18 protein-coding genes are annotated in these 25494 nt (G+C 72.9%); 5 read left to right on the forward strand and 13 right to left on the reverse strand.

The window, feature by feature from the left end; all coding sequences use genetic code 11:
• Positions 1-88: 88 nt before the first annotated feature.
• The 4 genes from ACGFWJ_RS17440 to ACGFWJ_RS17455 all read right to left on the reverse strand — a co-directional run bounded on the left by ACGFWJ_RS17440 (position 89) and on the right by ACGFWJ_RS17455 (position 3978).
• The gene (locus ACGFWJ_RS17440) at positions 89-859 is read right to left on the reverse strand and encodes a class I SAM-dependent methyltransferase (protein ID WP_392950200.1); all 771 of its coding nucleotides are present in this window, start codon (positions 857-859) and stop codon (positions 89-91) included.
• A 38-nt stretch (positions 860-897) separates the two neighbouring features.
• Positions 898-2046 carry an N-methyl-L-tryptophan oxidase gene (solA, locus tag ACGFWJ_RS17445; protein ID WP_392950203.1) on the reverse strand — a complete coding sequence of 383 codons (1149 nt, stop codon included), beginning with the start codon at positions 2044-2046 and terminating at the stop codon, positions 898-900.
• Positions 2047-2166: 120 nt separating this feature from the next.
• The gene (locus ACGFWJ_RS17450; protein ID WP_392950206.1) at positions 2167-2757 is read right to left on the reverse strand and encodes a hypothetical protein; all 591 of its coding nucleotides are present in this window, start codon (positions 2755-2757) and stop codon (positions 2167-2169) included.
• Between the two features lie 222 nt (positions 2758-2979).
• Positions 2980-3978 carry a zinc metalloprotease gene (locus ACGFWJ_RS17455; RefSeq protein ID WP_392950209.1) on the reverse strand — a complete coding sequence of 333 codons (999 nt, stop codon included), beginning with the start codon at positions 3976-3978 and terminating at the stop codon, positions 2980-2982.
• Between the two features lie 356 nt (positions 3979-4334).
• Between ACGFWJ_RS17455 and cynR the strand changes: the two genes are divergently transcribed.
• From cynR to ACGFWJ_RS17470, 3 genes are all read left to right on the forward strand, one after another.
• Positions 4335-5243, forward strand: coding sequence for a transcriptional regulator CynR (cynR, locus tag ACGFWJ_RS17460; RefSeq protein WP_392950212.1), 909 nt, complete (start codon positions 4335-4337; stop codon positions 5241-5243).
• 192 nt (positions 5244-5435) lie between these two features.
• On the forward strand, positions 5436-6734 hold the full coding sequence (locus ACGFWJ_RS17465; protein WP_392950214.1) for a cation:proton antiporter: 1299 nt from the start codon (positions 5436-5438) through the stop codon (positions 6732-6734).
• 132 nt (positions 6735-6866) lie between these two features.
• Positions 6867-7847 (forward strand): alpha/beta fold hydrolase, encoded by a 981-nt coding sequence (locus tag ACGFWJ_RS17470; RefSeq protein WP_392950217.1) that lies wholly within the window; start codon positions 6867-6869, stop codon positions 7845-7847.
• Positions 7848-7878: 31 nt separating this feature from the next.
• On the opposite strand, the gene ACGFWJ_RS17475 is transcribed toward ACGFWJ_RS17470, so the two are convergent.
• The 7 genes from ACGFWJ_RS17475 to ACGFWJ_RS17505 all read right to left on the reverse strand — a co-directional run bounded on the left by ACGFWJ_RS17475 (position 7879) and on the right by ACGFWJ_RS17505 (position 22280).
• A complete protein-coding gene (locus tag ACGFWJ_RS17475) occupies positions 7879-8517 on the reverse strand; it encodes a class I SAM-dependent methyltransferase (protein ID WP_392950219.1) in 639 nt (212 codons plus the stop codon).
• A gap of 318 nt (positions 8518-8835) precedes the next feature.
• Complete coding sequence (locus ACGFWJ_RS17480; protein ID WP_392950222.1) at positions 8836-9354, reverse strand: isochorismatase family cysteine hydrolase; 519 nt, start codon at positions 9352-9354, stop codon at positions 8836-8838.
• A gap of 92 nt (positions 9355-9446) precedes the next feature.
• On the reverse strand, positions 9447-10637 hold the full coding sequence (locus ACGFWJ_RS17485) for an ATP-grasp domain-containing protein (RefSeq protein ID WP_392950225.1): 1191 nt from the start codon (positions 10635-10637) through the stop codon (positions 9447-9449).
• 13 nt (positions 10638-10650) lie between these two features.
• A complete protein-coding gene (locus tag ACGFWJ_RS17490; protein ID WP_387858856.1) occupies positions 10651-11946 on the reverse strand; it encodes an MFS transporter in 1296 nt (431 codons plus the stop codon).
• Positions 11947-12025: 79 nt separating this feature from the next.
• A complete protein-coding gene (locus tag ACGFWJ_RS17495; protein WP_392950228.1) occupies positions 12026-17035 on the reverse strand; it encodes an amino acid adenylation domain-containing protein in 5010 nt (1669 codons plus the stop codon).
• Positions 17036-17079: 44 nt separating this feature from the next.
• Complete coding sequence (locus ACGFWJ_RS17500) at positions 17080-20796, reverse strand: amino acid adenylation domain-containing protein (RefSeq protein WP_392950231.1); 3717 nt, start codon at positions 20794-20796, stop codon at positions 17080-17082.
• A 206-nt stretch (positions 20797-21002) separates the two neighbouring features.
• Positions 21003-22280, reverse strand: a complete 1278-nt coding sequence (locus ACGFWJ_RS17505) for an acetyl-CoA carboxylase biotin carboxylase subunit family protein (protein WP_392950234.1) — start codon at positions 22278-22280, stop codon at positions 21003-21005.
• Between the two features lie 261 nt (positions 22281-22541).
• Here ACGFWJ_RS17505 and ACGFWJ_RS17510 point away from each other — a divergent pair, with 261 nt between their 5' ends.
• Positions 22542-23687, forward strand: coding sequence for a LuxR C-terminal-related transcriptional regulator (locus ACGFWJ_RS17510; protein ID WP_392950237.1), 1146 nt, complete (start codon positions 22542-22544; stop codon positions 23685-23687).
• 31 nt (positions 23688-23718) lie between these two features.
• On the opposite strand, the gene ACGFWJ_RS17515 is transcribed toward ACGFWJ_RS17510, so the two are convergent.
• Complete coding sequence (locus ACGFWJ_RS17515) at positions 23719-24054, reverse strand: aldo/keto reductase (RefSeq protein WP_392950561.1); 336 nt, start codon at positions 24052-24054, stop codon at positions 23719-23721.
• Positions 23982-24866 (reverse strand): LysR family transcriptional regulator, encoded by an 885-nt coding sequence (locus ACGFWJ_RS17520; protein ID WP_392950240.1) that lies wholly within the window; start codon positions 24864-24866, stop codon positions 23982-23984. Before ACGFWJ_RS17520 ends, ACGFWJ_RS17515 begins: the two co-directional genes overlap by 73 nt.
• A gap of 103 nt (positions 24867-24969) precedes the next feature.
• On the opposite strand from ACGFWJ_RS17520, the gene ACGFWJ_RS17525 reads away from it, so the two are divergent.
• Complete coding sequence (locus ACGFWJ_RS17525; protein WP_387636356.1) at positions 24970-25431, forward strand: PACE efflux transporter; 462 nt, start codon at positions 24970-24972, stop codon at positions 25429-25431.
• Positions 25432-25494 lie beyond the last annotated feature (63 nt).

The following is a 25494-nucleotide window of genomic DNA, read 5'->3' on the forward strand; positions in this document are numbered from 1 at the left end:
CCAGTCGGTCGCGCAGTTCGCGGACTCCGGTGCGGTCGACGACGGCGGGCCGGCAGCCGGGCCTGATCGACCGCTACTGGTGGCTTCGTCAGCTGTGCGGCTTGTGCAGGACCAGGAGTTCGGCGGGCTGCGGCACCGGGCGGGGGACGGTTTCGGAGTCGGCCTCGGCGCGCAGGGTGTTCAGGCCTGATTCGATCTCCGCTTCGGAGAGGTACTGGAATATCGAGAGTGCGCGGTGGCTCAGCCGTTCGTAATAGGCTTTTCGACTGGTGGCGAGGTCCATTGCCCAACGGTGGGTTCCGCCGGGTCGGAGGCCCGCGGCGGTGAAATGGCCGATGGTCTCCGCCATCCCGGGCAGGCGGGATTCCTCGATTCCGTGGGCGCTCGGGAAGTACGCGGAGTGGGCCCGCCGGTATCCCCGTCCGGCGAAGAACCCGTGGATCAGGACGCGCCCGCCCGGCCGGGTGACGCGGGCGGTCTCGGCGGCGGCCCGGGCGGGGTCGGAGAAATGCTGGACGACCTGGAATATCAGCGTCAGGTCGCAGGAGGCGTCAGGCAGTGGAATGCTCTCGGCGTTTCCTCCGCGATAGTCGACGCGGGGGTGGGAGCGGCCGGCCCGGGCGACGGTCAGCATCGGTTCGGACGGTTCGACGCCGACCACCAGGGCGTCGAACGCCTCGGCGAGCAGTGGGGTGAACCGGCCCGTTCCGCAGCCGAGGTCGAGCACCGTCCGGGGGCCGGGGTGGCCGGCGTGCCGGACGAACAGGTCGACCCACTTCCGCATGGTGTGCGGCGGCAGGTGCTGCCCGTCGTCGTAGGCGGCCGCCACGTGCTCGCTGTACTCGGCGTCGGAGAACACGGACGGCGGCCCCTCTCGGTGCGGCGCTCGGGTCGGTGTCAGGCGAAGCGGTGCGGGTCGAACTGGGCGACGGGCAGCCGGGTGGAGCCGTCGCAGGCGAAGTCGGCGGCGATCTCGCCGATCACGGTGGCGAACTTGAAGCCGTGTCCGGAGAACCCGCCCAGCAGGGTGAGGCCGGGCAGTTCGCGGCGGGGGCCGAGCAGGAAGTGATGGTCCGGGGTGAGGGAGTACATGCAGGAGGTCATCCGGACCGGGTACGGGTCCACGTCGAGCAGGGTGCCGCGGATCGCGTCCGCGAAGCGCTCGGCGTCCTGCTGGTCGGGCGGGCGGTGGCCGGCAGCGGGGTCGGTCGGCTCGTAGATGCCGGGCCAGGTGTGCAGGCCGACCTTGACGGTGGCGCCGTCGGTGGACGGGAAGCCGTAGCAGTTGTGGTCGCCGCTGGAGTCGCAGCGGACGAAGACCGGGAACCGGGCGGGGGCGAATGCCGCGGGGTCCTGGGCGCGGAACCAGCCCATCACCCTGCGTTCGACGGTGATCAGTCCCGCGGTGCTCGGCAGCAGCTGCCGCAGCCAGCCGCCCGCCGCCACCACCACGTGGCGCGCCGTCAGTTCGTGGTCGTCGACCACCACCCGCGGGCGGCTCGGGTCGGGGACGATCTCCCGGACGGCCGTCCCGTCGAACACCTCGGCCCCGCTCGCCACGGCCGCGTCCACGGCCGCCGTGACCGCGAGTTCGGGTCGCAGCACCCCGGCTTCCTCCTCGTAGAAGCCCCGAAGATCGTCGGTGACCAGGTACTGCGGGAAGTCCCGCCGCAGGTCGTCGGCGGACAGCAGGTCGTACTTGAGATCGTGCGCCTTGGCCGAGGCCAGCGGCCCGGCGATCACCGAGGAGTCGGCCGGTCCGATCATCAGGCCGCCTGTCCGGTCGAGCAGGCTCCGGCCGGACGTCTGCTCGAGTTCCTGCCAGAGCTTCCAGGCCCGCTTCACCAGCGGGACGTACGCGGTGCCCTCGGCGTAGGCGGTGCGGATGATGCGGGACTCGCCGTGGCTGGCACCCCGGTCGTGTCCCGGCGTGAACTGCTCGATGCCGATGGCCCCGACCCCGCGCCGGGCGAGCTGCCAGAGGGCCTGGCTGCCCATCGCGCCGAGTCCGACGACGATCACGTCCGCATCCACCGAATTGGTCATATTCGACAGCTCCACACTCGTGTGTCGGAATTCTCCGAACCGGTCGGGACCGGACATTGCATGAATTTCAGGGATTTCATGAATGTCGGGTAGCGGGCCGAGCTGCTGCGGGTGGAACTCTCAGCGGGGGGATTTCCGGAGGTGCAGGGCGAATCCCTCGCTGACCACCCAGGATTCGAGAAGGCGTCTGATGTCCGAGTCGGCCAACGGTTCGCGGCTGATGATAGCCGCGCCCGCAGCGGGGTTCAAATCATGGTCGTAAGCCATCCAGACGCCGGGGATGACACTCGCGTTCGACGGGATGCGACTGAGAAACCTGTACACCAGGGTTTCGCGATGGGTTTTCCCGGAAAAGGTCATGACAATATGATCCGCTTCGTCGATCAGAGACCCGCCGCGATAGCTGAGCACCGGCGGGGTCAGTGCGAGATCGGGGCCGATCGGACTCGCCGAACTGTGCCGCTCGATCACGTGCCGGGTCCTGATGCCCGTCCGGATGACGATCGTCCCGTAGCGCAGCACCGGCTGCCCCGAGAGGTAGCTGAAATGGTAGGAATACCAATGGCCGGCCATCGGATGGGCCTGCAGCCTGCGGGCCGGGTACAGCGCGAGGTTCGCCGCGGGTACCACCAGGGCGCCGAGAACGGCTCCGACCGCCGCGGAGATCAGCCAGTTCGGTTCGGACGCCGACACGCTCAAGTACTGGAGCATTGCAGTCCCCCTGCGATCCACTCCGTCCACCGGCCCCCATGGTGCCCGGCCCGGGCCGGTTCCACCAGAGGGCCAACGAGACAGTGGGACAAGGGAGTTGATCGCCCCGAGGAGGCCGACGCGCCCGGCGGCGAAGAACGCTGTGGGTGTATCCGGGAACATGCGTGCCGGCGGGTGCGCGGCGGTGTCGCCACGCACCCGCCGGTGTCGGGGCGGTGGGTGTCAGATCCGGTAGGCGGCCCAGGAGCTGGCCATGCGGGCGACCTGGCCGGGGGTGAACTGCGTCATGCAGGAGTCGTAGGTGTAGTCCATGAAGTTGTGGATCGGGTCGACGCCGGTGGCGGTGCAGGTGTCCCGGCCGGTCGGGCACTGGAAGGCGGCGCTCTTCTCGGCCGGGGTGTCGGCGACGTAGTCGCCCTGGCCGCCGCAGCCGCCCTGGAAGGTGTGGTAGAGGCCGAGCCAGTGGCCGACCTCGTGGGTGGCGGTGTCGCCCTCGTTGTAGTTGGTGGCCGAGCCGCCGGGGAACGAGGTGTCGAGGATGACCACGCCGTCGTCCTTCGGGCTGGACTTGTAGCTGCTCGGGAACGTCGCCCAGCCGAGCAGTGACTGTCCGAGGCTGGCGCTGTACAGGTTGAGGGCGCCTGCGCCGCCCTTGCGCAGCGCGTTCTTCATCGCACTCTCGGCGGTGGAGCCAGGTGCGACGCCGTTGTACCAGGTCGCGTTGTCGGTGTAGTCGGTGGAGACCAGCTGGAACTGGAACTGGCTGGGGGTGTTGCCCGCGCCCTGGCCGCTGTAGGCCGCGTTGAGGACGTCGATCTGCTTGGCGATGGTGGTGGCCGACAGCTTGCCGGTGGTCCCGGAGTGGACGACGTGCATGTACACCGGGATGGTGGTGGCCGCCGTCACGCCCGGGGCGAGCAGGGCGCCGCCCTGGCCGGAGGCAGCCAGCTCGGCGACGCGGGCGTTGAGGTCCGCCTCCATCGTCTTGACCTGCGCGTCGGTGACGGCGTTGGGGTCGTGGCCGACGGTGTTGCCGGCGGGCTTGCGGGCCGCGGCGTCGTCGTTGGTCGCCGCCCCGGCGCACTCGGTGGAGGCCGCGGCCTGCGCGGTGGTGGTCGTGGAAGGGGCGGCGAACTGAGCGAGGCCGACGCCTGCGACCAGCGCTGCGGCGCCGAGGATCCTGCCGGCGGTACGCGAGGGGACGCGAACGGAACGACGCATCTGCGCTCCTGGGGAGTTGTGGGGGACGGCGGTCGAGGGGGCCGCCGGGGGTCAAGGCTACGCAAAGGGGCATGTCCGCGTCAGGCGTGTTCCGGCCTCGAGATTCTGACGACGAATCGGACAAAGTTCGAGAGTTTGAGCGGCTCGCCCCGGTCGCACACGGGGGATTTCCCGTCGCGCGCGCGGGCACGGCGCCGACCCCCGGCTGTCCGAAAACCGGCGGTCCGCCGCCGGGTGCGCCGACCCTCGCCGGCGAGCCTTCGCCTCCCCGCCTGTGAAATCCGGCATGACCAGCGTGCATAGTGCCGTAGGGGTGTTAGCGGCAGAAGCAATTGGTGGTACCTATAGTGGCGCCCATGGCTCAAGTCGAACTGCGTCACCTGCGCTACCTGCTCGCCGTCGCCGAGCAGGGCAACTTCACCCGCGCCGCCGAGGAGCTGCACATCTCGCAGCCCACGCTCTCCCAGCAGATCAAGCAGCTGGAGAAGACCCTCGGCGTCCAGCTGCTGGACCGCAGCGGCCGCACCGTGCGGCTCACCGACGCGGGTGCCGTCTACACCGATCGCGCCCGGCGCGCGCTGCGCGACCTGGCCGCCGCCGAACGCGCCGTCCACGACGTGCAGGACCTCAGCCGCGGCCACCTGCGCCTCGGCGTCACGCCGACGTTCACCGCGTACCTGGTCGGCCCGCTCGCGGCCGAGCTGCACAGCCGCCATCCCGGTATCGACCTCACGCTGACCGAGGCCACCCAGGACCGCATCGAGGCGGCCCTGCTCGCCGACGACCTCGACCTCGGCATCGCCTTCGCCGGCGACCACCTCCCCGGCCTGGCCGGCACGCCGCTGTTCACCGAGACGCTCGCCCTGGTGGCCGGCACCGAACGGGCCCGCGCCATGCCCGACCCGCTACCGGTCAAGGCCCTCAAGGACAAGCAACTCGCGCTGCTCACCGGCGACTTCGCCACCCGAGGGCACATCGACGAGTACTTCGCGCGCCATCGCGGCACCCCGCGCATCTCGGTCGAGGCCAACTCCATCCAGGCGCTCACCGAGATCGTTCAACGGACCGACCTGGTCACCGTCCTCCCCGACGCCCTCACCCACGACCACCCCCACCTCGCCCCCGTCCCCCTCGACCCGCCCCTGCCCACCCGCACCGTCACCCTGCTGCACCGCGAGGGCGCCTATCAGAGCGTCGCCGCCCACGCCTTCACCCGCATCACCCGCGACCTCGTCCGCAGCCGGGGGTACACGCTGCCCCGGTGAGCGAGCGGCCCAGGTGGAGGGGGAGTTGAAAGAGGAGGTGCGCGAGGGGCGCAAGGTGTGGCGCCGGGGCGCGGGCCGGGCGGTCGTGCTCCTGCGGCGCGGGAGGAACGCTACGTCGACGAACCGGCCGTGCCGATAACGCACAGGACGCCACGCCAACTCCCAGGAAGGCGCACGCTCTTGGACGGCTCCTTGACGACCGCGATGGCCGATGTCGCGGTCATCCTGCTGGTCGGACTGCTCCTGTCGCCGCTGCGCACCCGGCTGCGCCAGCCGGTGGTGGTCGGTGAGATCGCGGTGGGGGTGATCCTCGGTCCGAGCGTCCTCGGGCTGTTCCCGGGCGACCTTCCGCACCTGCTGTTCCCGCCCGAGGCCCGGGTGCACCTCCTGGGGATCGCCCAACTGGGCATCGTCTTCACGCTGTTCGCCGCCGGGTGGGAGCTCGACCTGAAGCAGCTGCACGGACGGGTCCGCGTCGTGCTGGCCGTCACCGTCACCTCGGTCGCGGTCCCCCTCGCCTGCGCGGCGGTCCTGGCGGCCGCCCTCACGGTCGGCCGGCCGCACCTCGTCGGTGGGGCCGGTTCCCCGGTGCTGCTGACGGTGTTCCTGAGCATCGTGCTGTCGGCCACCGCGCTGTCGGTGATGGCGCGCATCGTGGGGGAGAACCGGCTCCAGGCCACCCGGACCGGCGCGATGGCCGCGGCCTGCGGGGCGCTCACCGACCTCGCCGTGTGGTGCGCCGTCGCCTGCCTCGCCCCTGCGGCGCACGGCGACGGCGCGAGCCACCTCGCTCTCGCCCTCGTCGAACTCGCCTGCTACTCGGCGGGGATGGCGTTCCTGGTCCGCCCGCTGCTGCGACGACTGCTCCGCCGCCCGGCCGGTGGTGGGCACCCGTCGCTCGCCCTGCTGGCCCTCGGCAGCGGGGTCCTGCTGTCCGGCTGGACCGCCTCCTTCCTCGGCGTTCACCCGGCGGTCGGCGCGTTCGCCTTCGGGCTCGTCATGCCGCGCGACGCCGCGCAGGAGTTGCGGCAGGCCGTCGAGGCGCCACTGCGCAACGCCGGGGCGCTGCTGGTGCCGGTGTTCTTCGCGCTCACCGGCCTGTCCGTGGACCTCGGCGGACTCGGCTTCGCGGGCCTGGCGGCGGCGCTGGTGGTCCTGGCCGTCATCTGGGGCGGCAAGTTCGCCGGTGTCCGGATCGGCGCCCGGCTGGTCGGCGTGCCGCGCCGCGAGGCGGTGGCCGTGGGCGTACTGCTCAACACCAAGGGCCTCGGCGAGGTCCTCATCCTGACGATCGGCCGCGACCTCGGCATCATCGGCGACCGGCTCTTCACGATCCTGCTCGTCGCCGCCGTTTCCGCGACCCTGCCCGTCAACCCGATCATCCGGCGCCTCACCCGTTCGCCCGAAGCGGCAGCCGGCACCGCCGTCCTGCCCCACCAGCAGGCCGCCGTCGGCGGTTCCGTGGGCACCGACGACGCCCACAGGGCGTGAACCGTGTCCGCCCGGGCGGTTTGCCGAAGTGGCAACACGGCTTGTTCGCCGTCAACTGCGCGCAGCACCATCGGTGTTGATCCGTCGGGCGACGGATCCGGCGCGCAGTGGGCCGAGATCTCGGGAGGTTTCATGTCAGCAGGGACCGCAGGCGTCACCCATCGGTTGGTCTCCTCGCCCGCCGGCCGGATCCACCTGGCGGAGCAGGGCATCGGGCCGCTGGTTCTGCTGGTGCACGGGTTTCCGGAGTCCTGGTACTCCTGGCGTCACCAGTTGCCGGCGCTGGCCGCGGCCGGGTACCGGGCGGTCGCCGTCGATGTCCGCGGGTACGGGCGTTCCAGCAGGCCCGGGGAGATCGACGGGTACCGGATGCCCGACCTGGTCGAGGACAACGTCGCCGTGGTGCACGCCCTGGGTGAGGAGCGGGCGGTGGTCGTCGGCCACGACTGGGGCTCGGTCATCGCCGCGAACTCCGCTCTGGCCAGGCCGGACGTCTTCCGCGCGGTGGGGCTGCTGAGCGTGCCCTACCGCCCGCGGGGCGGGCCGAGGCCGAGCGAGATCTTCGGGCGGATGGGCGGCGACGAGGAGTTCTACATCTCCTACTTCCAGGAGCCGGGCCGGGCGGAGGCCGAGATCGAACCGGACGTGCGCGGCTGGCTCGCGGGCTTCTACGCCGCGCTGTCCGCCGACACCATGCCTGCGGCCGACGCGCCCGACCCGCATTTCGTGGTCCGGGGCGGCCGGCTGCGGGACCGGTTCCCGGTCGGGCGGCGGCCTGCCTGGCTCAGCGCGGAGGACCTCGACGTGTACGCCGGAGAGTTCGAACGGACCGGTATGAGCGGCGGGTTGGCGCGCTACCGGAACATGGACCGCGACTGGGAGGACCTCGCCGCCTTCGACGGTGTCGCCATCACCCAGCCGTCGCTGTTCGCCGGCGGCGGCCTGGACGCCTCCACCACCTGGATGGCCGATGCGATCGCGGCCTACCCGGAGACCCTGCCGGGCCTGCTCTCCTGTCACGTCCTCGACGGCTGCGGGCACTGGATCCAGCAGGAACGCCCCGCCGAGGTCAACCGGCTGCTGGTCGACTGGCTGGAGTCCCTGCCCTCCTGAAGCGGTCCGCGGCGGGAGACCTGGAGCGGGGTCAGTCGTGGGCGCGGCTCAGGATCCAGACGGCATAGGCGTCGTTCGCGGGGTGCAGCTGGTAGGTGCCCGCCCGCAGGTCGACGCGCAGGCCGGCGGCCGTCAGGTCCGCCTCGAACTCGGCCGGGGTGTAGGTGCGGGCGTGCGCCGGGGCGTCCTGGAGGTGGAAGCCGACCAGGATGCGGCCGTTCTCGGCGAGGACGGCGCGCATGGCGCGCAGGGCCTCGCGTTCGGTGTCCTCGGCCAGGTAGAGCATGACGTTGCCGACGCAGACGACCAGGTCGAACGGGCCGTCGTCGGGGCGGAGGTCGAGGATGTCGCGCTCCTGGATCGGCAGCCCGGGGTAGGTCTCCCGGGCCTGCCGGACCAGTGCCTCGTCGGGCTCGATCGCGACCACGTCGTGCCCGCGCCGCAGCAGGGCCGCGGTGACCCGGCCCATGCCGGCCCCGGCGTCGAGCACCCGGGCGCCGCGCGGCAGGAGCGTGTCGGCGAGTCGGGCCTCGCCGTCGATGTCCTCGCCGGTGGAGACGAGTTCGGCGAACCGCTTGCCGAAGTTTCCGCTGTTTCCCGCCTCCTGCCAGCGGGTTCGCCGCGCCGCCGTCGGTATGGGTTCGTCGTGTGCCGGGGTGGTGCTGTCCATGGTCCGCATCCTACGGCGATGACGAAGCTGCCGGTCAGGGGCAGTGAACGGCCGGCGATCGGTTCCGGGCGCCGACGGCGGTCGTCGTCAGGGCCGGCAGGCGCATCGGGGGCCTCCTCGCACGGTCGGGACCGAGCGGGATCCCGACCGTGCACGTGGCCGCCCTGCCGCAGCGGAGCGGCACGCGGTGGGGGAGTCGCCCGGCGGCACCTACGCGAACCCCCCCTGGGCGGCGGAACCGGAGGGACGACAGCGGGCCCTCGCCGATCCGGCCGCGCCGCCCGTGTCCACCGCGGCGGGGCCGGTGTCGGCGGTGGGTCAGGAGGGCCGGGCGAGGGTGGCGGCTTCGGTGGCGGTGGTGATGGTGCCGAAGCGGGGGAAGGTGTGGCGGAAGGCGTGGTCGTGTTCCTCGGCGGTGAGGGCGGCCATGGCGTCCTCGACGAAGTGGACCTTGTAGCCGTGGTCGACGGCGGCGCGGGCGGTGGATTCGACACCCATGTTGGTGACCAGGCCGGCCAGGACGAGGGTGTCGATGCCGCGCTCGCGCAGGTGGGTGTCGAGCTCGCCGCTGTGGAAGGCGCCGATGGCCTGCTTGGTGAACAGCAGGTCGCCCTCGGCGAGGACGCCGTCGACCAGTTCGCTGCCCGGGGGCTGCTCGGGGATGCCCGGGCGGTGCACCTGGACCACGACGACGGGGACGCCGGCGGTGCGGTAGGCGTCGGCGAGGGTGCGCGCGGTCGCCACCACCTCGCGGCCGCTGCGCGGCTTGAACTCCAGGTCGACGATGCGGGTTTGGAGGTCGATGAGCATCAGGGCGAGGCGTCCTTGAGTAGTCACGGGGTGACTCTAGCGAGTGCCGGCGCACCCGCGTGCCGCGAGGGGCGAAGGGGGCGGGGCCGGGGTCCGGGACCGGCCCCGCCGAGGGGGTGTCAGGGGGTGGGCTCCGTTTCGACGAGGAGGGTGGCGCGGACGTCGGCGACGGCCTTCTCCAGGGATTCGGGGTCGGCGGCCTCGACCAGGACGGCGGCGGGGCGGTCGGCCGAGCAGCGGATCGGGCCGACGGTGTCACCGGGGCGGACGCCCACGTGGACGCGGGCGACGCCGGGGCGGCCGCGCAGGTCGGCGGCGCCGTGGACGGCGACCACCCGGCCGGGCGTGGCGGTGGGGAACAGGCTTGCGCTGCAACGGAGTTGGCGGGCGCTTTCGACCGCCGGGGTGGGCAGGCCGAGGGCGAGCCGGACCACGGCCTCGTACAGGTCGAGGCCGTGCACCAGGCCGACGGCGTCCATGATCGAGTCGCCGGGGGTACGGACGGCGACCTCGATGATGGCGGGGCCGTCGGCGGTGAGCCGGAATTCGAGGTGGACGATGCCGGTGCGCATGCCGAGCGCCTCGACGACCTGGCGGCCGAGTCGCTGACCGGCCGCCACGGTGGCGGGGGCGGCCGTGCCGACCCGGTGCGCCACCTCGACGAAGTACGGCGCGGGGCCGGTCTCCTTCTCGGTGACGTTGCCGAGCAGTACCCGCCCGTCCCGGACCAGGCCCTCCCAGCTGAACTCCGGTCCGGTGACGGCGGATTCGACCAGCAGCCGGCCCTCGCCGTCGCGGCGTCGCACCGCGTCCGCCCAGGCGGCGGCGTCCGGGACCAGCTCGACGCCGGAACTGCCGGACGAGGAGAGCGGTTTGACGACGACGGGCAGCCGTTCGGCGGCCCAGTCGGCGGCGGCGCCGAGCCGTTCGGTGACGGTGGAGACGGGTTGCGGGAGCCCGGCCGCGGCGAAGACCGCCCGCTGGAGCGCCTTGTTGCGGGAGACCACCGCGGCACCCAGCGACGGCCCGGGCAGGCCGTGCCGCCCGGCGGTGAGCGCCGCGGCCAGCACCTGCGGTTCGCCGAGCGCCAGCACCCCGTCAGGGGACCAGCGGGCGGCGGCGCCGAGGGCGGCCTCGGACCACTGTTCCTCGGCCGTCCCGGCGACCGGAAAGACCTCGTCGACCAGGTCGCGCAGCAGGGCCGCCCGGCCGGGTGTCTCCACCAGGCCGACGGAGGCCCGCAGCCGCTTGGCGGCGATCAGGTAGGGCAGGCCGAGTTCACCGACCCCGACCAGCAGCAGTTTGGGCATGGTCGGTGTCCTCTCAGCGCGCGGGGGCGGGGGCGGGTTCGGCGGCGGGTTCCTCGGACTTGTTCAGGCCGAGCTCCTCGGAGAAGGAGGTCTTCCGGTAGGCCAGCCACATGAACAGGCCGGGGACGGCGGCGACCAGCGTCATGATCACCACGGTCGGGCGGTAGATGTTGCCGGCGAGGAGCGCGGCGGCGAGCGCGGCACCGGCGGGGCTGGTGCTGTTCATCAGGGTGCGCATGAAGGTCATGGTGCGGCCGCGGACCTCCGCCGGGATGCGGACCATCCGCACCACCTGCGAGGAGACCGTCATCGGCGCGGAGAGCAGGTCGGACAGGACCAGACCGATCAGAATCACCGGCAGGTTGAGGATCAGCAGCAGGCCGAGCGAGGCGCCGGCGAAGATCTGCAGCAGGCCGATCCGGCCCATCTGCTTGTCGGAGGGCTTGAGCGCGCCGGCGATCAGCGAGCCGATCAGGCCGGCGCCGTTGGCGGCGGCGAGCAGCAGGCCGAGGGTCTCGGCGCCGCCGGGCAGCGCGTTGTGGGCGAGCCACGGGTTGGTGACGCGCAGCATGCCCATCGCGCAGTTGAACAGGGCGAAGCCGACGGTGATGCTCAGCAGCACCTTGTCCCGCTTGAGCAGGGCGAACACCGGGCCCCAGCCCCAGTTTCCGGACTTGGGCTTCTTCCCGGTGGCGGTGGGGGCGGCCGGGGCGGCGGGTTCGGGACGGGAGAGCGGGGCGCGGATCGCCCAGATGGCCAGCGCGAACAGCAGGTAGCTGGCCGCGTCCAGGGCGAGCACCGCCTCGCCGCCGATCACCGGGATGAGCACACCGCCGAGCGCCGGACCGGCGAAACCGGCCGCGCCGTACGCGATGGTCTCCAGCGCCGCGGCGGGCTGCAGCTGCTCCTTGGGGACCAGCTCGGGCACGATGGTGGGCACCGCGCCGAGCGGCACGATCTTCAGCAGGCCGTAGGTGCCCGCCACCGCGTACAGCTGCCACAGCGGCACGTCGCCGAAGAGCGCGATCAGCGGGACGCCGGCCACGATGACGCCGCGCAGCACCGAGTCGCCGATCAGTACGAACTTGCGGGAGAAGCGGTCGAGCAGCGGGCCGACGAAGGCGCCGCCGACGATGACCGGCATGGTGTAGCAGATGGCGAGCACGCCCAGCGCGCCCGCGCCGGCCTTGGAGATGGCCAGCCAGGACAGTGCCGTCCAGGTGGCGCCGTCGCCGAGCAGGTTGAGCACGGAGGCCGACCACAGCAGCCGGTAGTCCCGCAGGCGCAGGACGGACAGGTAGGACTTCATCGGGGATCTCTCATCTCAAAGGGGTGAGGCGGTGGGGCCGGTGCGGCGGGGTGCCGCACCGGCCCGGGGTGCGGGGTGATCAGCCGGTGGGCGCGGCCTGCTGCCAGGCCTCGCGGACGATCCGGGCCGCGTCGGCGGCCCTGGTGCGGATGAAGTAGTGGCCGCCGGAGTCGAGTTCGCACAGCCGCAGGTCGGGGGCGACGAGCTTCCAGTCCTGGTGGTACTGCGGGTACTCGACGGTGGTCCGGTCGTCCTGGGCGACCACGAAGGTCATCGGCGCGCGCAGCGGGGTGCCGGTCTGCTCGCGCAGCGAGAGCAGGTAGCGGTGGCTGGATTCGACGTCGTGCCGGAACAGGGTGGCGATGGTGCGGGCGCGGTCCATGGCCAGGCCGTCGTCGATGCCGTAGCCGGTGCGCTCGATCAGCCAGTCGACGATGTCCTGGTCGGACATGCCGTGCAGGATGCCGATCGCCTCGTGGATGTCATCGACGGGGTTGAACAGCTTGGCGCCGATGACCAGGTGGCGCAGGTCGGCCTCGCGGCGCTCCAGCTCCCGGGCGGTCTCCACGGCGACCGCGGCGCCGCCGCAGTGGCCCCACAGCAGGACCGGGCCGTCGATGTGCCGGGTGATCTCCTCGGCGACCAGGCGGCCGGTGGCGGCGGCGTCCAGGCACGGTTCGTCGGAGCGGTGCAGGTCGTGGCCGGGCAGTTCGACGGCGTACACCGCGATCCGGTCGTCGAGGGCGGCGAGTTCGCGGGCCAGCGGGACGAAGTTGGCGGCGTTGCCGGCCGCGTACGGGAAGCAGATCAGCGTCGCGTCGGGGGTGCCGTCGGGCACCGTGAGCGGCTGGAGGTGGCCGGGCTGCTCGTCGTTCTGTTCGGCGGAGCGTTCGGCGGCGGCGGCCAGGTCGCCGAGGACGGGGTAGCGCATCACGTCGACCAGCGAGACGGTGCCGTCGAGCAGCATGCCGACCCGCAGCGCGGCCAGTGAGTTGCCGCCGAGTTCGAAGAAGTCGTCCCCGGCGCCGATCCGCGAGGCGGGCACGCCCAGCACCTGCGACCAGGCCTCGGCGATCCGGCGCTGCACAGCGGACGGGCCGCCGGTGGTGGGTGCGGCCACCGCTGCGGGGGCCTCGAACTCCGCGTCCGGGGGCAGGAGTTCGCGGTCCTCGGGGGCGAGGGCCAGCTCCGGGGTGACGGACGGGCCGTCGGGGTCGGCGGTCATCAGGTCGAGGACGGTGAGGTAGTAGCCGCCCATCCGGTCGATCTGCTCGCTGTTCAGCACGTCGGCGTGGTGGTGCAGGCTGAGCCGCACGTTGTCCTCGAAGAAGTGCCGGGAGAACTCGGCCCGCAGCACGAACTCGGTCTCCGCCTGCACCTGCACGTCCAGCAGCGCGAACTCGGGGAGCTTCTTCAGCTCCTTCAGCAGGTAGAAGTGGGTGAAGTTGAAGACCGTCTCGAACAGCGGCCGGTGGGCGCCGGCGTCCTGCTTCATCCGCGCCATCGGGTAGCGGCGGTGCGGCAGCAGGTCGATTTCGGCCCGGTAGACCGAGCGGATCAGCTCGGCCCAGCTGCCGCCGGACAACTCGATGCGGAACGGCACGGTGTTGAGGAACATGCCGATCGAGCGGTCGGCGCCCTCCAACTCCGGTCGCCCGCTGTGCTCGTAGCCGGTGAGCACGTCGGTGCGGCCGGCCAGCAGGCCGAGCACCCGCAGGTGGGCGGCGAGCAGCAGGTTCTTCACGGGGACGCCGAGCTGGTCGGCGAGGCGGACGATCCGGGCCGACAGTTCGGCCGGGATCGGCACCGGGCGGATGCCGACCGCGAACTCCTCGCTGTCCGGGACGGCCGGGCGCGGCACCGCGGTGCTCTCCGCGCCGTCCAGCATGCCCGCCCAGAACTCGCGCGCGGCCGGGGAGTTCAGCGCGCGCAGCTCCAGGCCGACGTGGTTGCGCAGGTGGTCGCCGGGCGCCTCGGGCATCGGGCGGCCGTCGCGCAGCCGGTAGTAGATGTCGAACAGCCGGGTGTGGACGAGGTTGATGCTCCAGCCGTCCAGCGCCGAGTTGTGCAGGCTGATGTTGTACCGGTACAGGTCGTCGCGCAGCACCTGGACGTGCAGGCTGATCAGGCCCGGCTCCTCCCAGCGGAAGCGCCGGCCGCGCTCCTCCTTCACCCACTGCTCGTACCAGAACTGCTGGGCGTCGGGGGTGCGTCCGCGCAGGTCGGTGATGGTCAGCGGCAGCGGCACCTCGGAGCGGACGATCTGCAGCGACTCGGAGAAGCCGGTCAGGTGGAAGGTGGTGCGCAGGATCGGCGCCTGCTCGACCAGGATCCGCACCGCCTCGGCGAACAGCCCGGCGTCGAACGGGCTGGTGATCAGGTAGCTGATGATGTCGTGGTACTGCGCGGTGCCGCGGGTGATCTCGCTCTGGAAGATCAGGCCGGCCTGCAGCATCGACATCGGGTAGGCGTCCTGGGCGTCGGCGGGCAGCAGCGCCCGGTCGGCCTCGGAGATCAGCGAGAGGGGTGCGAACTCCTGGCTCTCGCCGGTGCGTTCGGCGCCCTCCCGGTCGAGCAGGGCGGCCAGTTCGGCGACGGTCGGGTGCTGGAAGAACTCCTGGAAGGTGAACTCCAGCCCGTGCCGGCGGCTGCGGGCCAGCACGCTGACGAAGTGGATCGAGTTGCCGCCGAGCGCGAAGAACGAGTCGTGCACGCCGACCCGCTCCAGGCCCAGCACCTCGACCCAGATCCCGGCCAGCCGCTGCTCGGTGGCGCTGCCCGGCGCGGTGTACTCCGGCCCGGTGAAGGTGTCCGCGGGCAGCGGCAGGGCGCGCCGGTCGAGCTTGCCGTTCGGGGTGACGGGCAGCGCGTCCAGGCGCACCACGCGGGCCGGGACGAGGTGTTCGGGCAGCGCGGCCCGCAGGTGCTCCTTCAGTTCGCGCTCGTCGGGGCCGCCGGCCGGGGCGACCGCGTAGCCGTGCAGCTGGAGCTGCCCGTCCGCGCCGCGGTGCGGGACCACCACGGCCTCGGTGACGGCGGGGTGGCGGCGCAGCTGCTCCTCGATCTCGCCGGGCTCGATCCGGAAGCCGCGGATCTTGACCTGGTTGTCGATCCGGCCCAGGTACTCGACGGTGCCGTCGGGCAGCCAGCGGGCCAGGTCGCCGGTGCGGTAGACCCGCTCCTCGCCGTCGAAGGGCCGCTCGACGAACTTCTCCGCCGTCAGCTCCGGCCGGTGCAGGTAGCCGCGGGCCAGGCCGGTGCCGGCGAGGCACAGCTCGCCGGGCAGGCCGATCGGCTGCGGGCGCAGCTTGTGGTCGACGACGTGCAGGCGGGTGTTGTCGATCGGCGCGCCGATCGGGACGCGGTGGGGACGGCCGTGCACCTCGTGGTGGGTGACGTCGACGGTGGCCTCGGTCGGCCCGTACAGGTTGATCAGCCGGCTGCCGGGCAGCACCTCGGCGAACCGGGCGGCCAGGTGCGGCGGGAGTGCCTCGCCGCTGGCGAAGGCCTGCCGCAGGGTGGCGAGGGCGCCGGTCGCGCCGGTGCCGTGCGCGTAGTCGAGGAAGACCGCGAGCATCGACGGCACGAAGTGCAGGGTGCTGACCCGGTGCCGTTCGACGGTGCGGATGATCGTCTCCGGGTCCTTCTCGCCGCCGGGGGCGAGCAGGCAGACGGCGGCGCCCCGCTGGCCCCACCAGAACAGCTCCCACACCGAGACGTCGAAGGAGATCGAGGTCTTCTGCAGCACCACGTCGCCGGGGGCGATCGGGTAGGCGCGCTGCATCCAGCCGATCCGGTTGACGGCCGAGCGGTGTTCGACGGCGACGCCCTTGGGGTTGCCGGTGGAGCCGGAGGTGTAGATCACGTAGGCGAGGTCGCGGGCGGTGCCGAAGCTCTCCAGGTCGCCGTCGGCGTCCGCGTACGAGGCGGGGTCGTCGAGGTCGACGATCGCGGTGCCGTCGGGCAGCAGGCCCAGGTGCGCGGTGCGGGCGAGGACGAGGGCGGCGCCGCTGTCGCGCAGCAGGTAGTGGACCCGCTCGGCCGGGTAGGACGGGTCGACCGGCAGGTAGGCGCCGCCCGCCTTGAGCACGGCGTACACGGCGGTGAGCATCTCCACCGAGCGTTCGGCGACCACCGGGACGACGGTGTCCGGGCCGACGCCCCGCGCGACCAGGGTGCGGGCCAGCCGGTTGGCGCGGGCGTTGAACTCGGCGTAGCTGACGCTCTCGCCGTCCAGCACGACGGCCGGCGCGTCCGGGGTGGCCCGGACCTGACGCTCGAACAGCTCGTGCAGGCGCGGCCCGTCCTCGAACGGCGCGTCGGTGGCGTTGGCCTCGGCGAGCCGGGCGGCGTCCTGACCGGTGAAGAGCGACAGGTCGCCGAGCGGGGTCTCCGGAGCGGCGGCCCAGCGCTCCAGCAGCAGCGCCAGGTGGGCGCCGAGCCGCCGCGCGGTGCCGGCCTCGTAGCGGCGGCCGTCGCAGTCCACGGTCAGGTACAGACCGTCGTCCTCGCGGCGGACGTCGAAGCGGACGCCGGCGGCCGGGGCCGCGGCGTGCAGGCCCGCCAGCCGGACCACCACGTCGAACAGCGGGTTGTCGCCGGCCGGGGCGGTCAGCCCGGCCTCCGCGGCGAGCACGTCGAGCGGGTAGTCGCGGTGCTCCAGGGCGCCGAGCACGGCCTCCCGGGTGCGGGACAGCGCGGTGCGCAGGTCGGTGTCCGCGTCCAGCGCGAGCTCCAGCGGCAGGGCGTCGCCGAGCGGCTCGTGGTCGGCCGCCGGGTACGGCTGGGCCAGCGTCAGCTCCTCGCCGGCGCCGTAGCGGTGCAGCAGGGCGGCGACGCCGGCGGTCAGCAGGGTGTGCAGCGCGTCCGGGCTGCCCTTGGTCAACCGGTCGAGCACGGCGGCGAGTTCGGCGCCGAGCGCGGTGTCGGCGGTGACCCGCGGCGCGTCGTCCGGCATGCCGTGGTGCAGGTCGGCGGGGAAGGCGGAGCGGTACCGGCCGGGCCGGATCAGGCCCTTCCAGTAGGCGGTCGCCAGCGGGCGCTGCGCCGCGATGATCTTGCGTTGTCCGAAGGTCTCGTGCTGGGCCATGGTCTTCTCCTCTGGGTGTGGAGCGGGGCCGCCCGGGGCGCGGTTCACAGGTCGAACTCGATGGCGACGGCCGCCGGGGCGACGGTCGGTGCGGCGGGTCGGATCAGCCGGCCGACGGGCGCGTGCGGGTCGGCCAGCGCGCCGTCGACGATGTCGAGCAGCAGGCGGACGAAGGCCTCGGCGGTGGCGCGGTCGAACAGGTCGGTGCTGTACGCCCACACCGCCTCGACGGACTCGCCGGCCTCGTGGAACTGGAGGTTCAGGTCGAACATGGTGTGGGCGGTGTCGGTGTCGGCGAACCGCGGCCGCGCGCCGAGGAAGTCGCCCGGTCCGACCCCGCCGCCCTGGAAGGCGAGCATCGCGTCGAACAGCGGGTTGCGGCTGTAGTCCCGCTCCCCGGCGACCAGTTCGACCAGGGTGTCGAACGGCTGGTCCTGGTGGGCGAAGGCCTGCACCGCCTGGTCGGCGACCGCCCGCAGGTGGTCGGCGAACGGGGTGCCGGGCTCGAATCGGCTGCGCAGGCAGACCGTGCCGGCGAACATGCCGGGCAGCCGCTCGCTGCCCGGCACCGTCCGCCCGGCGGTGGGGACGCCCGCGGTGACGTCGTGGCTGCCGGTCACCGCGGACAGGAACAGCGCGTGCGCGGCGGCCAGGAAGCCGAACACGGTCACCCGGTGGCGGGACGCCAACTCCCGTATCGCAGCCGAGCGTTCGGGCCCGAGGTCGAAGGCGGTCCGGTCGCCCGCGGTGCCCCGGGTGGCGGGCCTCGGCCGGTCCACGGGCAGGTCGGCGGCGGGCTGCGGCTCGGCGAACAGCTCCAGCCAGTACGGCCGGTGCTCGCGTTCGGCCATCGCCTCGCCGTGCTGCCGCCACCAGTGCGCGTAGTCGCGGTACTGGTGTTTGGGCTCGGGCAGCGGCACGCCCCGGTACAGGTCGGCCAGTTCGGCCAGCAGCACCGCCACCGAGGTGCCGTCCGCGACGATGTGGTGGACGTCCAGCAGCAGCCGGTCGTGGTCGCCGCGCGGGAAGAACGCGGCGCGCAGCAGCGGCGGTTCGGCCAGGTCGAAGGGCCGCAGCAGCTCGCGCACGGTCCGCTCCTCGCGCTCCAGCGCGAACGGCACCTCGGACAGCACCCGCTGCCGGGGCTCGTCGCCGTCGTGCACGAAGGCGGTGCGCAGCACCTCATGACGTGCGATCAGCTGCCGCAGCGCCGCCTCCAGCGCGTCCGCCCCGACCTGCCCGGCGGGCAGGTCGACCACCAGCGGGACGTGGTACTGGGTGGTCGACGGGTCCTTCAACTGCTCGACGTAGAGCCTTTTCTGCTGCGGGGTGACCGGGTGGTCGGGCAGCTCGGGCGCGGTCGGCAGCTCCCGGACGCCCGCGTCGGCGGGCCAGTCGGCGGCCTCGGCGAACGCCGCGCGCAGCAGCTCGGCGACCTCGCGCACCGTCGGGTGGGTGAGGATCAGCGCGCCCGAGAAGTCGACGGCGTACTCCCGCTGGACGTCCCCCGCGAGCATCGCGGCGGTCAGCGAACTCGCGCCCAGGTCGAAGAAGTCGTCGTCCAGGCCGACGAGTTCACGGCCGAGCACCTGCTGCCAGCGCTCGCACAGGAAGCGCTCCAGCTCGTCGCGCGGGGCGGCGTAGCCGGCGTCGGGTGCGGCGGCCTCCGGCAGTGGCAGCGCCGCCCGGTCGACCTTGCCGTTGCGGGTGAGCGGCAGCGCGTCCAGCCGGACGATCCGGGCCGGCACCAGGTGCTCGGGCAGCCGGGCCGCCAGGGCGGTGCGCAGGGCGGCCGGGTCGGCGGCGGCGTCGGCCGCGACGTACCCGCACAGGTACTTCTCGCCGGTCTCCGGGTACTGCCGGGCCACCACCACGGCCTCGCGCACGCCTGGCTCCCGCATCAACTGCTGGGCGACCTCGGCGGGTTCGACGCGGAAGCCGCGGATCTTGACCTGGTGGTCCACCCGGCCGAGGAACTCCAGCGCGCCGTCGGGCAGCAGCCGCACCCGGTCGCCGGTGCGGTACAGCCGCCCGCCGCCGCCGAAGGTGTCGGGGACGAAGGCCCGCTCGTCCAGGTCGGGCCGGCCGAGGTAGCCCGCGGTCAGGCCGTCGCCGCCCACCAGCAGCTCGCCGGGGACGCCCACGGCCTGCAGCCCGCCGTCCGGATCGACCACGTACGCCGTGGAGTTGGCGATCGGCCGGCCGATCGGGATGCGCTCGCCGAGCGGGCGGGTGACCGGGTGGGTGGTGGAAAAGGTGGTGTTCTCGGTCGGCCCGTAGCCGTTGGTGACCTTCAGGCCCGGGCAGGCGGTGAGCAGCTTGTCGATGTGCGGGACGGACAGCGCGTCGCCGCCGACCAGCAGTTCGCGCAGGCCGGTGAGCAGGGCCGGGTTCTGGTCGACCAGTTGGTTGAAGAGGGCGGCGGTCAGCCACATGGTGGTGATGCCGCGTTCGCGCACCGCCCGGCCGAGCGCCCGGGCGTCCAGGATCACGGAGTCGTCGACCAGGTGCAGGGTGCCGCCGTTCAGCAGCGGCCCCCAGATCTCCAGCGTGGCGGCGTCGAAGACCGGCGCGCCGGTCTGCAACACCCGGGTGTCCGGGCCGAGTTCGGCGAAGTCGCTGCCCCGCACCAGGCGCACCACGCTGCGGTGGTTGATCGGCACGCCCTTGGGCCGGCCGGTGGTGCCGGAGGTGTACATCACGTACGCCGTCGCTTCGGCGGCCGCCGGACTGTCCGGGCCGGTCGGGTCGCCGTCGGCGGTGTCCCAGGACAGGAGCGGCAGCGGGGCCGGGAGGCCCGGGTCGGAGGTGAGCATCAGCACCGCGCCGCTGTCGGCCACCGTGTACGCGACCCGCTCCTCGGGGTGGCCCGGGTCGACCGGCACGTACGCCGCGCCTGCCCGCAGCACCGCCAGGGTGGCGACCACCATCGCGGCGGTGCGCTCGGCGCGCAGCGCGACCCGGCTGCCGGGGACGACCCCGGCGGCGCGCAGCCGCCCGGCCAACCGGGCGGAGCGGCGGTCGAGTTCGGCGTAGCTCAGGGACTCGCCGTCCGGGCCGACCAGTGCGGTGCGCTCGGGGTGGGCGGCGGCCTGCTCGGCGAACAGCGCGGGCAGCGAGGCGTCGCGCGGGTAGTCCACGGCGGTGGCGTTGACCTCGTGCAGTACGAAGTCGCGCTCCTGCGCGCCGATGATGCCGGTGTCGGCGACGCGCTGGTCGGGCCGCTCGGCGAGGGCGTCGAGCACCAGGGCGAGGTGCCGGGGCAGCGCCTCGGCGAGGGCCGGGTCGACGGCGTCGGCGTGCACCCGGACGTCGAGCCGCAGTTCGGCGCCGTCCTCGGTGGCGCACACGGCGAGGTCGAACGGCACTGGGTGCGCGGCGAGCGCCTGCGGGGTGTCGGCGAGCAGCACGCTCTGCGGGCCGGTGCCGCCGTCGGCGGTGCGCAGCGCCTCGGCGGCGTGGGCGGTGAACTCGGCGAGGGTGGCGGCCGGATCGACGCCCACCTCGACGGCGGGCAGCGGCCGGCCGGCCGCGTCCAGGCGGCCGAGCGGAACCAGGTCGGCGCCGGTGTACTTGCGCAGTACCAGTAACAGGGCGGCCAGCGGGTCGCCGCCGGTGCGGGGCAGGCGGACGGTGGTGTGCCGCAGGTCGCAGCGGCCGGTGCAGGGCCGGGCGCCGGGCAGGTCGAGCGGCTGCTCGGGACGCTCGGGAGGTCGGGAGTGGGGTGGGTCGGCGGGTGCGCCGAGGGGATGGCGGTCCACGGACGTGCGCTCCTTCGATGGTGGGACGGACACGGTTGGGCCGGGTCTGGTGCTCGGGGACGCGCGGCGGTGAGCCACCCGGCGGCCCCGGTCGGGGGCGGGCCGGGCGGCGGGTGGAGCGGGGCGGGGCGTGCGGAAGCCTCGTCGCGGCCAAGAGGCTTGTGGCCTGCGACGGGGGGCGGAAGAAGGCCCGGTCGGGGGGTCGCTCAGTGGGCGAACACGGGCGTGAAGAGGCGGTCGATCTCGGCGCCGATCCGGCGCAGGGCGTCGTGGTCGCGGGCGATGCCGTAGACCACGCCGAGGCAGCCCTGGGTGCCGTCGCGCCAGTCGAGCGGGGCGCCGGGGGTGGCCCGCCACTCGACGTACTGGACGCCGGGGATGGCGCCGATCCGGTCCGCGCCGTTCAGGCTGACGACCTGTCGGGCGGTGGCGGGGGCCACCAGGTAGCGGCGGAAGGCGACTTGGCGGAACGCCGGTCCGTCGTCGGGCAGCGGGAGTCCGAGTGCGGTGCGCAGGGCGGCGGCCAGCAGGTTGTAGCCGGCCGAGCGGCCCAGCACGTCGTTGACGTAGCCGCCGATCCGGCCGTTGACCTCGATGACGCGTGGGCCGCGGTCGGTGAGTTTCAGTTCGGTGTGGGTGACGCCGACGGTGACGCCGAGGGCGTGCAGGGCGCGTTCGGTGAGCGCGGTGCACTGCTCGGCGAGGTCGGCCGGCAGCACGCCGGGCAGGAACTGGCCGACCTCGCGGAACGGTTCGGCCAGCGGGAACTTGCCGGTGACGCAGACGTGTCGGACTTCGCCGTCGCGGACCAGTGACTCCACCGAGACGTAGTCGCCCCAGTCGGCGCCGGCCGCCGCCGGGTCGCCGGTGAGCAGCTCCTCGACGACGTACTCCTCGTCGCCGTCGGCGGTCAACGCGCCGAGCAGGTCGGCCAGTTCGGCGGTGGTGTCGACGCGGTGGGTGGCCCGGCTGCCCGCGCCGCGGCGGGGCTTGACCACGGCGGGTGCGCCGACCCCGGTCAGCGCCCGGTCAATCTCCGGCCGCTGCCGGACGGCGACGCACCGTACGGCGTCCACCGCGGCGGCGGCCAGCGCCTCGCGCTGCAGGTACTTGTCGGTGAGCCGGCCCGCGGTCGGGCCGTCGTGGTAGGGCAGGCCGAGCCGGGCGGCGAGTTCCGCCGTGGCGTGGATGGCGTACTCGCTGAAGGTGGTGATGCCGTCCGGCGTCAGCTCCGCCAGTGTGCGGGCGCTCTGCTCGGGGTCGGCTCCGGTCTCCAGCACGTCGGCGAACCTGCGCAGTTCGGGCAGGATCCGGGCGACGTGCGGGCGGTCGGGGTCGCACAGCAGGACGACGCGGCACAGGCCGCGGGCGGCGGCGACGATCTCGGCCGGTCCGACCGCCCCCAGGTCGTAGACGACCGCGAGCAGGGGCAGCCGGTGCGGGGAACGCCGGTCGGGGGACACGAAGTTGGGTGCGCTGGACAACTGACCTGCTCCGTTCGAAGGCGTGGGTTCGTACGGCCGGGTGTCGGTGGTCAGCCCCACCCGAGGTCACGGATGAAACGTGTGGACATGGTGATAACCCATCAGATCCGGGCAGCAATCGGTCATCGCCGCTCAGAAATTACTGTGCATGATCAAAAGTGTCGGTGGCGTGTCCGGTGGGGCTCGTATTCTCGCCACGTAAGAAGACGATGGGCGACAAGTGAGGATCAGGTGGAAACCAGTACGCAACTAGATCCATCCGTGGCCCGCGCCGTCGGCGCCGAGGTGTACCGCCACCTCGCCGACCACGGCCCGGCCTCCCTCGCGGAACTCCACGCGGCCCTCGCCGCGGACCGCGTGGACCTCGACTTAGCCGTCCGGCACCTGCTGGAGCTGCGTCTGGTCCGGCAGGCCCCCGACGGGCACCTGCGCGCCGACACCCCGGCCCGGGCGGGAATGGAGGCGCTCGCACCCGCCGTCCGCGACCTGGTCCGGCACCACCGCGAACTCCAGGAGATGCACAGCACCCTGGCCGCGCTGCTGCCCGTCTACGAGTCCAGCACCCTCGGACGGGTCGCCGGAAAGCAGGTGGAACGCCTCACCGATCTGGCGTCGGTGCGCCGCACCATCACCGAACTCGCCGCCCGCAGCACCACCGAGGTGCTCGCCTCCCAGCCCGGCGGCGCCCGCTCGGAGGAGGTGCTCAGCGAATCGCTCCAGCGCACCGAGTCCCTGCTGAACCGCGGCGTGCGGATGCGCACCCTCTACCAGCACACCGCGCAGTACGACCAGAACACCGTCGAGTACGTCCGCAAGGTCACCGCACTCGGCGCCGAGGTCCGCACCGTCAGCGACGCCTTCGTCCGGGTGATCGTCTTCGACCGGGCCACCGCCCTGATCGAACTCCGCGACGAACCGCTCGGCGCCGCCCTGGTCCAGGACCCGAGCGTGATCGACTTCGCCGTCGCCTCCTTCGAACGCGCCTGGGTGGCGGCCGACGAGTTCCCCGCCGTGCAGCAGCGCCAGCGCGTCCGGGAGACCTCCAACAACATCAAGTCGTCCATCGTGCGGATGCTGGTGCAGGGCTACGAGGAGAAGCTGATCGCCAAGCGCCTCGGCATGTCCGTGCGCACCTGCCAGCGGCACATCTCCGAGATCATGCGCCGGATCGGCGCGCGCAACCGGCTGCACGCCGGCTACCTGCTCCGCGACGAGCTGGCCGGCCTCAGCTTCCCGCCCCCCGACGACGACCTCCCGGCCGGGCCGGCCACCACGGCGGCGCCCGGGGCCGACCACGAGGAGGCGACCGCGGAGGCCGGGAACGCCGCGGCGGCCGACGAGGTCAAGGGGGCCGCCCCACCGGGCACCGTTCCCAGACCCGCCGGCCGCTGCCGCACCGCGGGGTGATCCGCGCTTCGCCCGGCTCTCCCGCCGAACCTCAGCCCGCCATCGGCGGGTTGAGCCGGGCGAAGCCCTCCTGACGGCGGTACGGGTAGTAGGGGTACGGCGCGGTGCGGGCGCTCGCCGCGTCCAGCCGGGCCACCTGCTCCGGCGTCAGCTCCCAGCCCACCGCACCGAGGTTCTGCCGCAGCTGCTCCTCGTTGCGGGCGCCGATGATCACCGAGGAGACGGTGGGCCGGCGCAGCAGCCAGTTGATCGCCACCTGCGGCGCCGCCAGGGCGGGAGCCTTTCGCTGAATGCTCAGCGGTGGCTGCGGTGCATCAGCTCGACGATTTCCCCCGCGGCCCGGCGCAGCGGCTTCCTGCGCAGCCAGGCCAGGTGGACGGGCAGGGGCACGCCGTTCTCGGTGTTGTCGAACTCCAGCACCCGCAGCCGGCCGGCGGCGACCGCCTCCCGGATCGCGTGCGTGGGCAGGTTGGCCCACCCCGCGCCGCCCTGCACCAGGTCGAGTGCGGCTTCCACCGCCTCCACGTGCCACCGGTCGTCGGAGATCAGCAGCCGGCGGTCGGCGGGGTCGTCGGGGCCGGCCAGCACGATCTGGCGGCTGGTGCTCAGGTCCTCCAGCCGCCGCAGGTCGGCGGGCAGGCTGGGCGTCTCGACGGTGGCCGACGCCACGGCGACGAAGGTCACCTCTCCCACGGCGGCCCGGGCCTCCTCCCGGTCCACCTGCGGGGGAGCGGCCATCAGTGCCAGGTCGATGCGCTCCTGGTGCAGCATCGCGCGCACCCGGTCCTGCGGGGCGCGCAGCAGGTTGACGCGCAGCAGCGGGTAGCGGGCGCCGATCCGGATCACGGCATCCAGCAGCTCCCGGTCCCGGATGCCGGCGGCCACGGCGACGGTGAGCGTGCTCTCCAGGTCCTGCGACAACTGCGCGGCGTGCACCTGGAGCAACCGCAGGCCGCTGGCCAGGGTGCGGGCCTGCGGCACCAAGGCCATCGCCTGCGCGGTGGGCACCGCCTCGCGGTGGGACCTGTCGAACAGCGGGTAGCCGAGCTCGGCCTCGATGTTGGCGATGCCCATGCTGACCGCGGAGGGCACCCGGCGCAGCGCGCGGGCCGCGCCGGAGAAGGAGCCGTGGTCCACTACGGCCAGGATCAGCGTGATGTCGTCGCTGGAGAGCGCCATGCCGGCTCCACCTGTCAGTGTTCCTGAAAGAACCTTGCTTTTTTCGCCAGACTACCTGAACTAGCTTCTTCTCTCTCGGGCAGGCGAAAGAGGAGCAACCACCATGCAAGGGATAAAGCGGAAGCTGGTCTACGTCGGGGGGTACGAGATCCTCGGGCTGGTGATCGGCACCTCGGTGATGACACTGCTGACGGGCGACTCGATGTCCTCCACCGGACCGCTGGCGATCATGATCACCGTCACGGCGACGCTGTGGAACATGGCGTTCAACTACCTCTTCGAGGCGTGGGAAGCGCGCCGGGCCGACCGCACCCGCACCGTGTGGCGCCGGATCCTGCACGCGGTGGGGTTCCAGGCCTCGCTGGTCTGCTTCCTCGTCCCGCTCATCGCGTGGTGGCTGGAGCTCACCCTGGTCCGGGCATTCCTGCTCGACCTGACGTTCATCATCTACGTCCCCTTCTACACCTTCGCCTACAACTGGGCCTTCGACCGGATCTTCGGGGTTCCGGCGTCGGCGGTGAACGTCGTGGCTTCGGACGAACAACTCCTTGTTGCGCAGCCGTAGTTGACGGGCGGTCCGGTGTCTGTGGCGGCACCGTCTCGATGGTGTGTTTCTTCATGAAGTTCT

It is taken from the genome of Kitasatospora sp. NPDC048407 (assembly GCF_043200475.1).
Classification (GTDB): Bacteria; Actinomycetota; Actinomycetes; order Streptomycetales; family Streptomycetaceae; genus Kitasatospora.

Coding starts and splice junctions, on each gene's coding strand:
- solA (WP_392950203.1), bottom strand. CDS start 2,046: ATGACCAATTCGGTGGATGCGGACGTGATCGTCGTCGGACTCGGCGCG.
- ACGFWJ_RS17450 (WP_392950206.1), bottom strand. CDS start 2,757: ATGCTCCAGTACTTGAGCGTGTCGGCGTCCGAACCGAACTGGCTGATC.
- ACGFWJ_RS17455 (WP_392950209.1), bottom strand. CDS start 3,978: ATGCGTCGTTCCGTTCGCGTCCCCTCGCGTACCGCCGGCAGGATCCTC.
- cynR (WP_392950212.1), top strand. CDS start 4,335: ATGGCTCAAGTCGAACTGCGTCACCTGCGCTACCTGCTCGCCGTCGCC.
- ACGFWJ_RS17470 (WP_392950217.1), top strand. CDS start 6,867: ATGTCAGCAGGGACCGCAGGCGTCACCCATCGGTTGGTCTCCTCGCCC.
- ACGFWJ_RS17475 (WP_392950219.1), bottom strand. CDS start 8,517: ATGGACAGCACCACCCCGGCACACGACGAACCCATACCGACGGCGGCG.
- ACGFWJ_RS17485 (WP_392950225.1), bottom strand. CDS start 10,637: ATGCCCAAACTGCTGCTGGTCGGGGTCGGTGAACTCGGCCTGCCCTAC.
- ACGFWJ_RS17490 (WP_387858856.1), bottom strand. CDS start 11,946: ATGAAGTCCTACCTGTCCGTCCTGCGCCTGCGGGACTACCGGCTGCTG.
- ACGFWJ_RS17495 (WP_392950228.1), bottom strand. CDS start 17,035: ATGGCCCAGCACGAGACCTTCGGACAACGCAAGATCATCGCGGCGCAG.
- ACGFWJ_RS17520 (WP_392950240.1), bottom strand. CDS start 24,866: ATGGCGCTCTCCAGCGACGACATCACGCTGATCCTGGCCGTAGTGGAC.
- ACGFWJ_RS17525 (WP_387636356.1), top strand. CDS start 24,970: ATGCAAGGGATAAAGCGGAAGCTGGTCTACGTCGGGGGGTACGAGATC.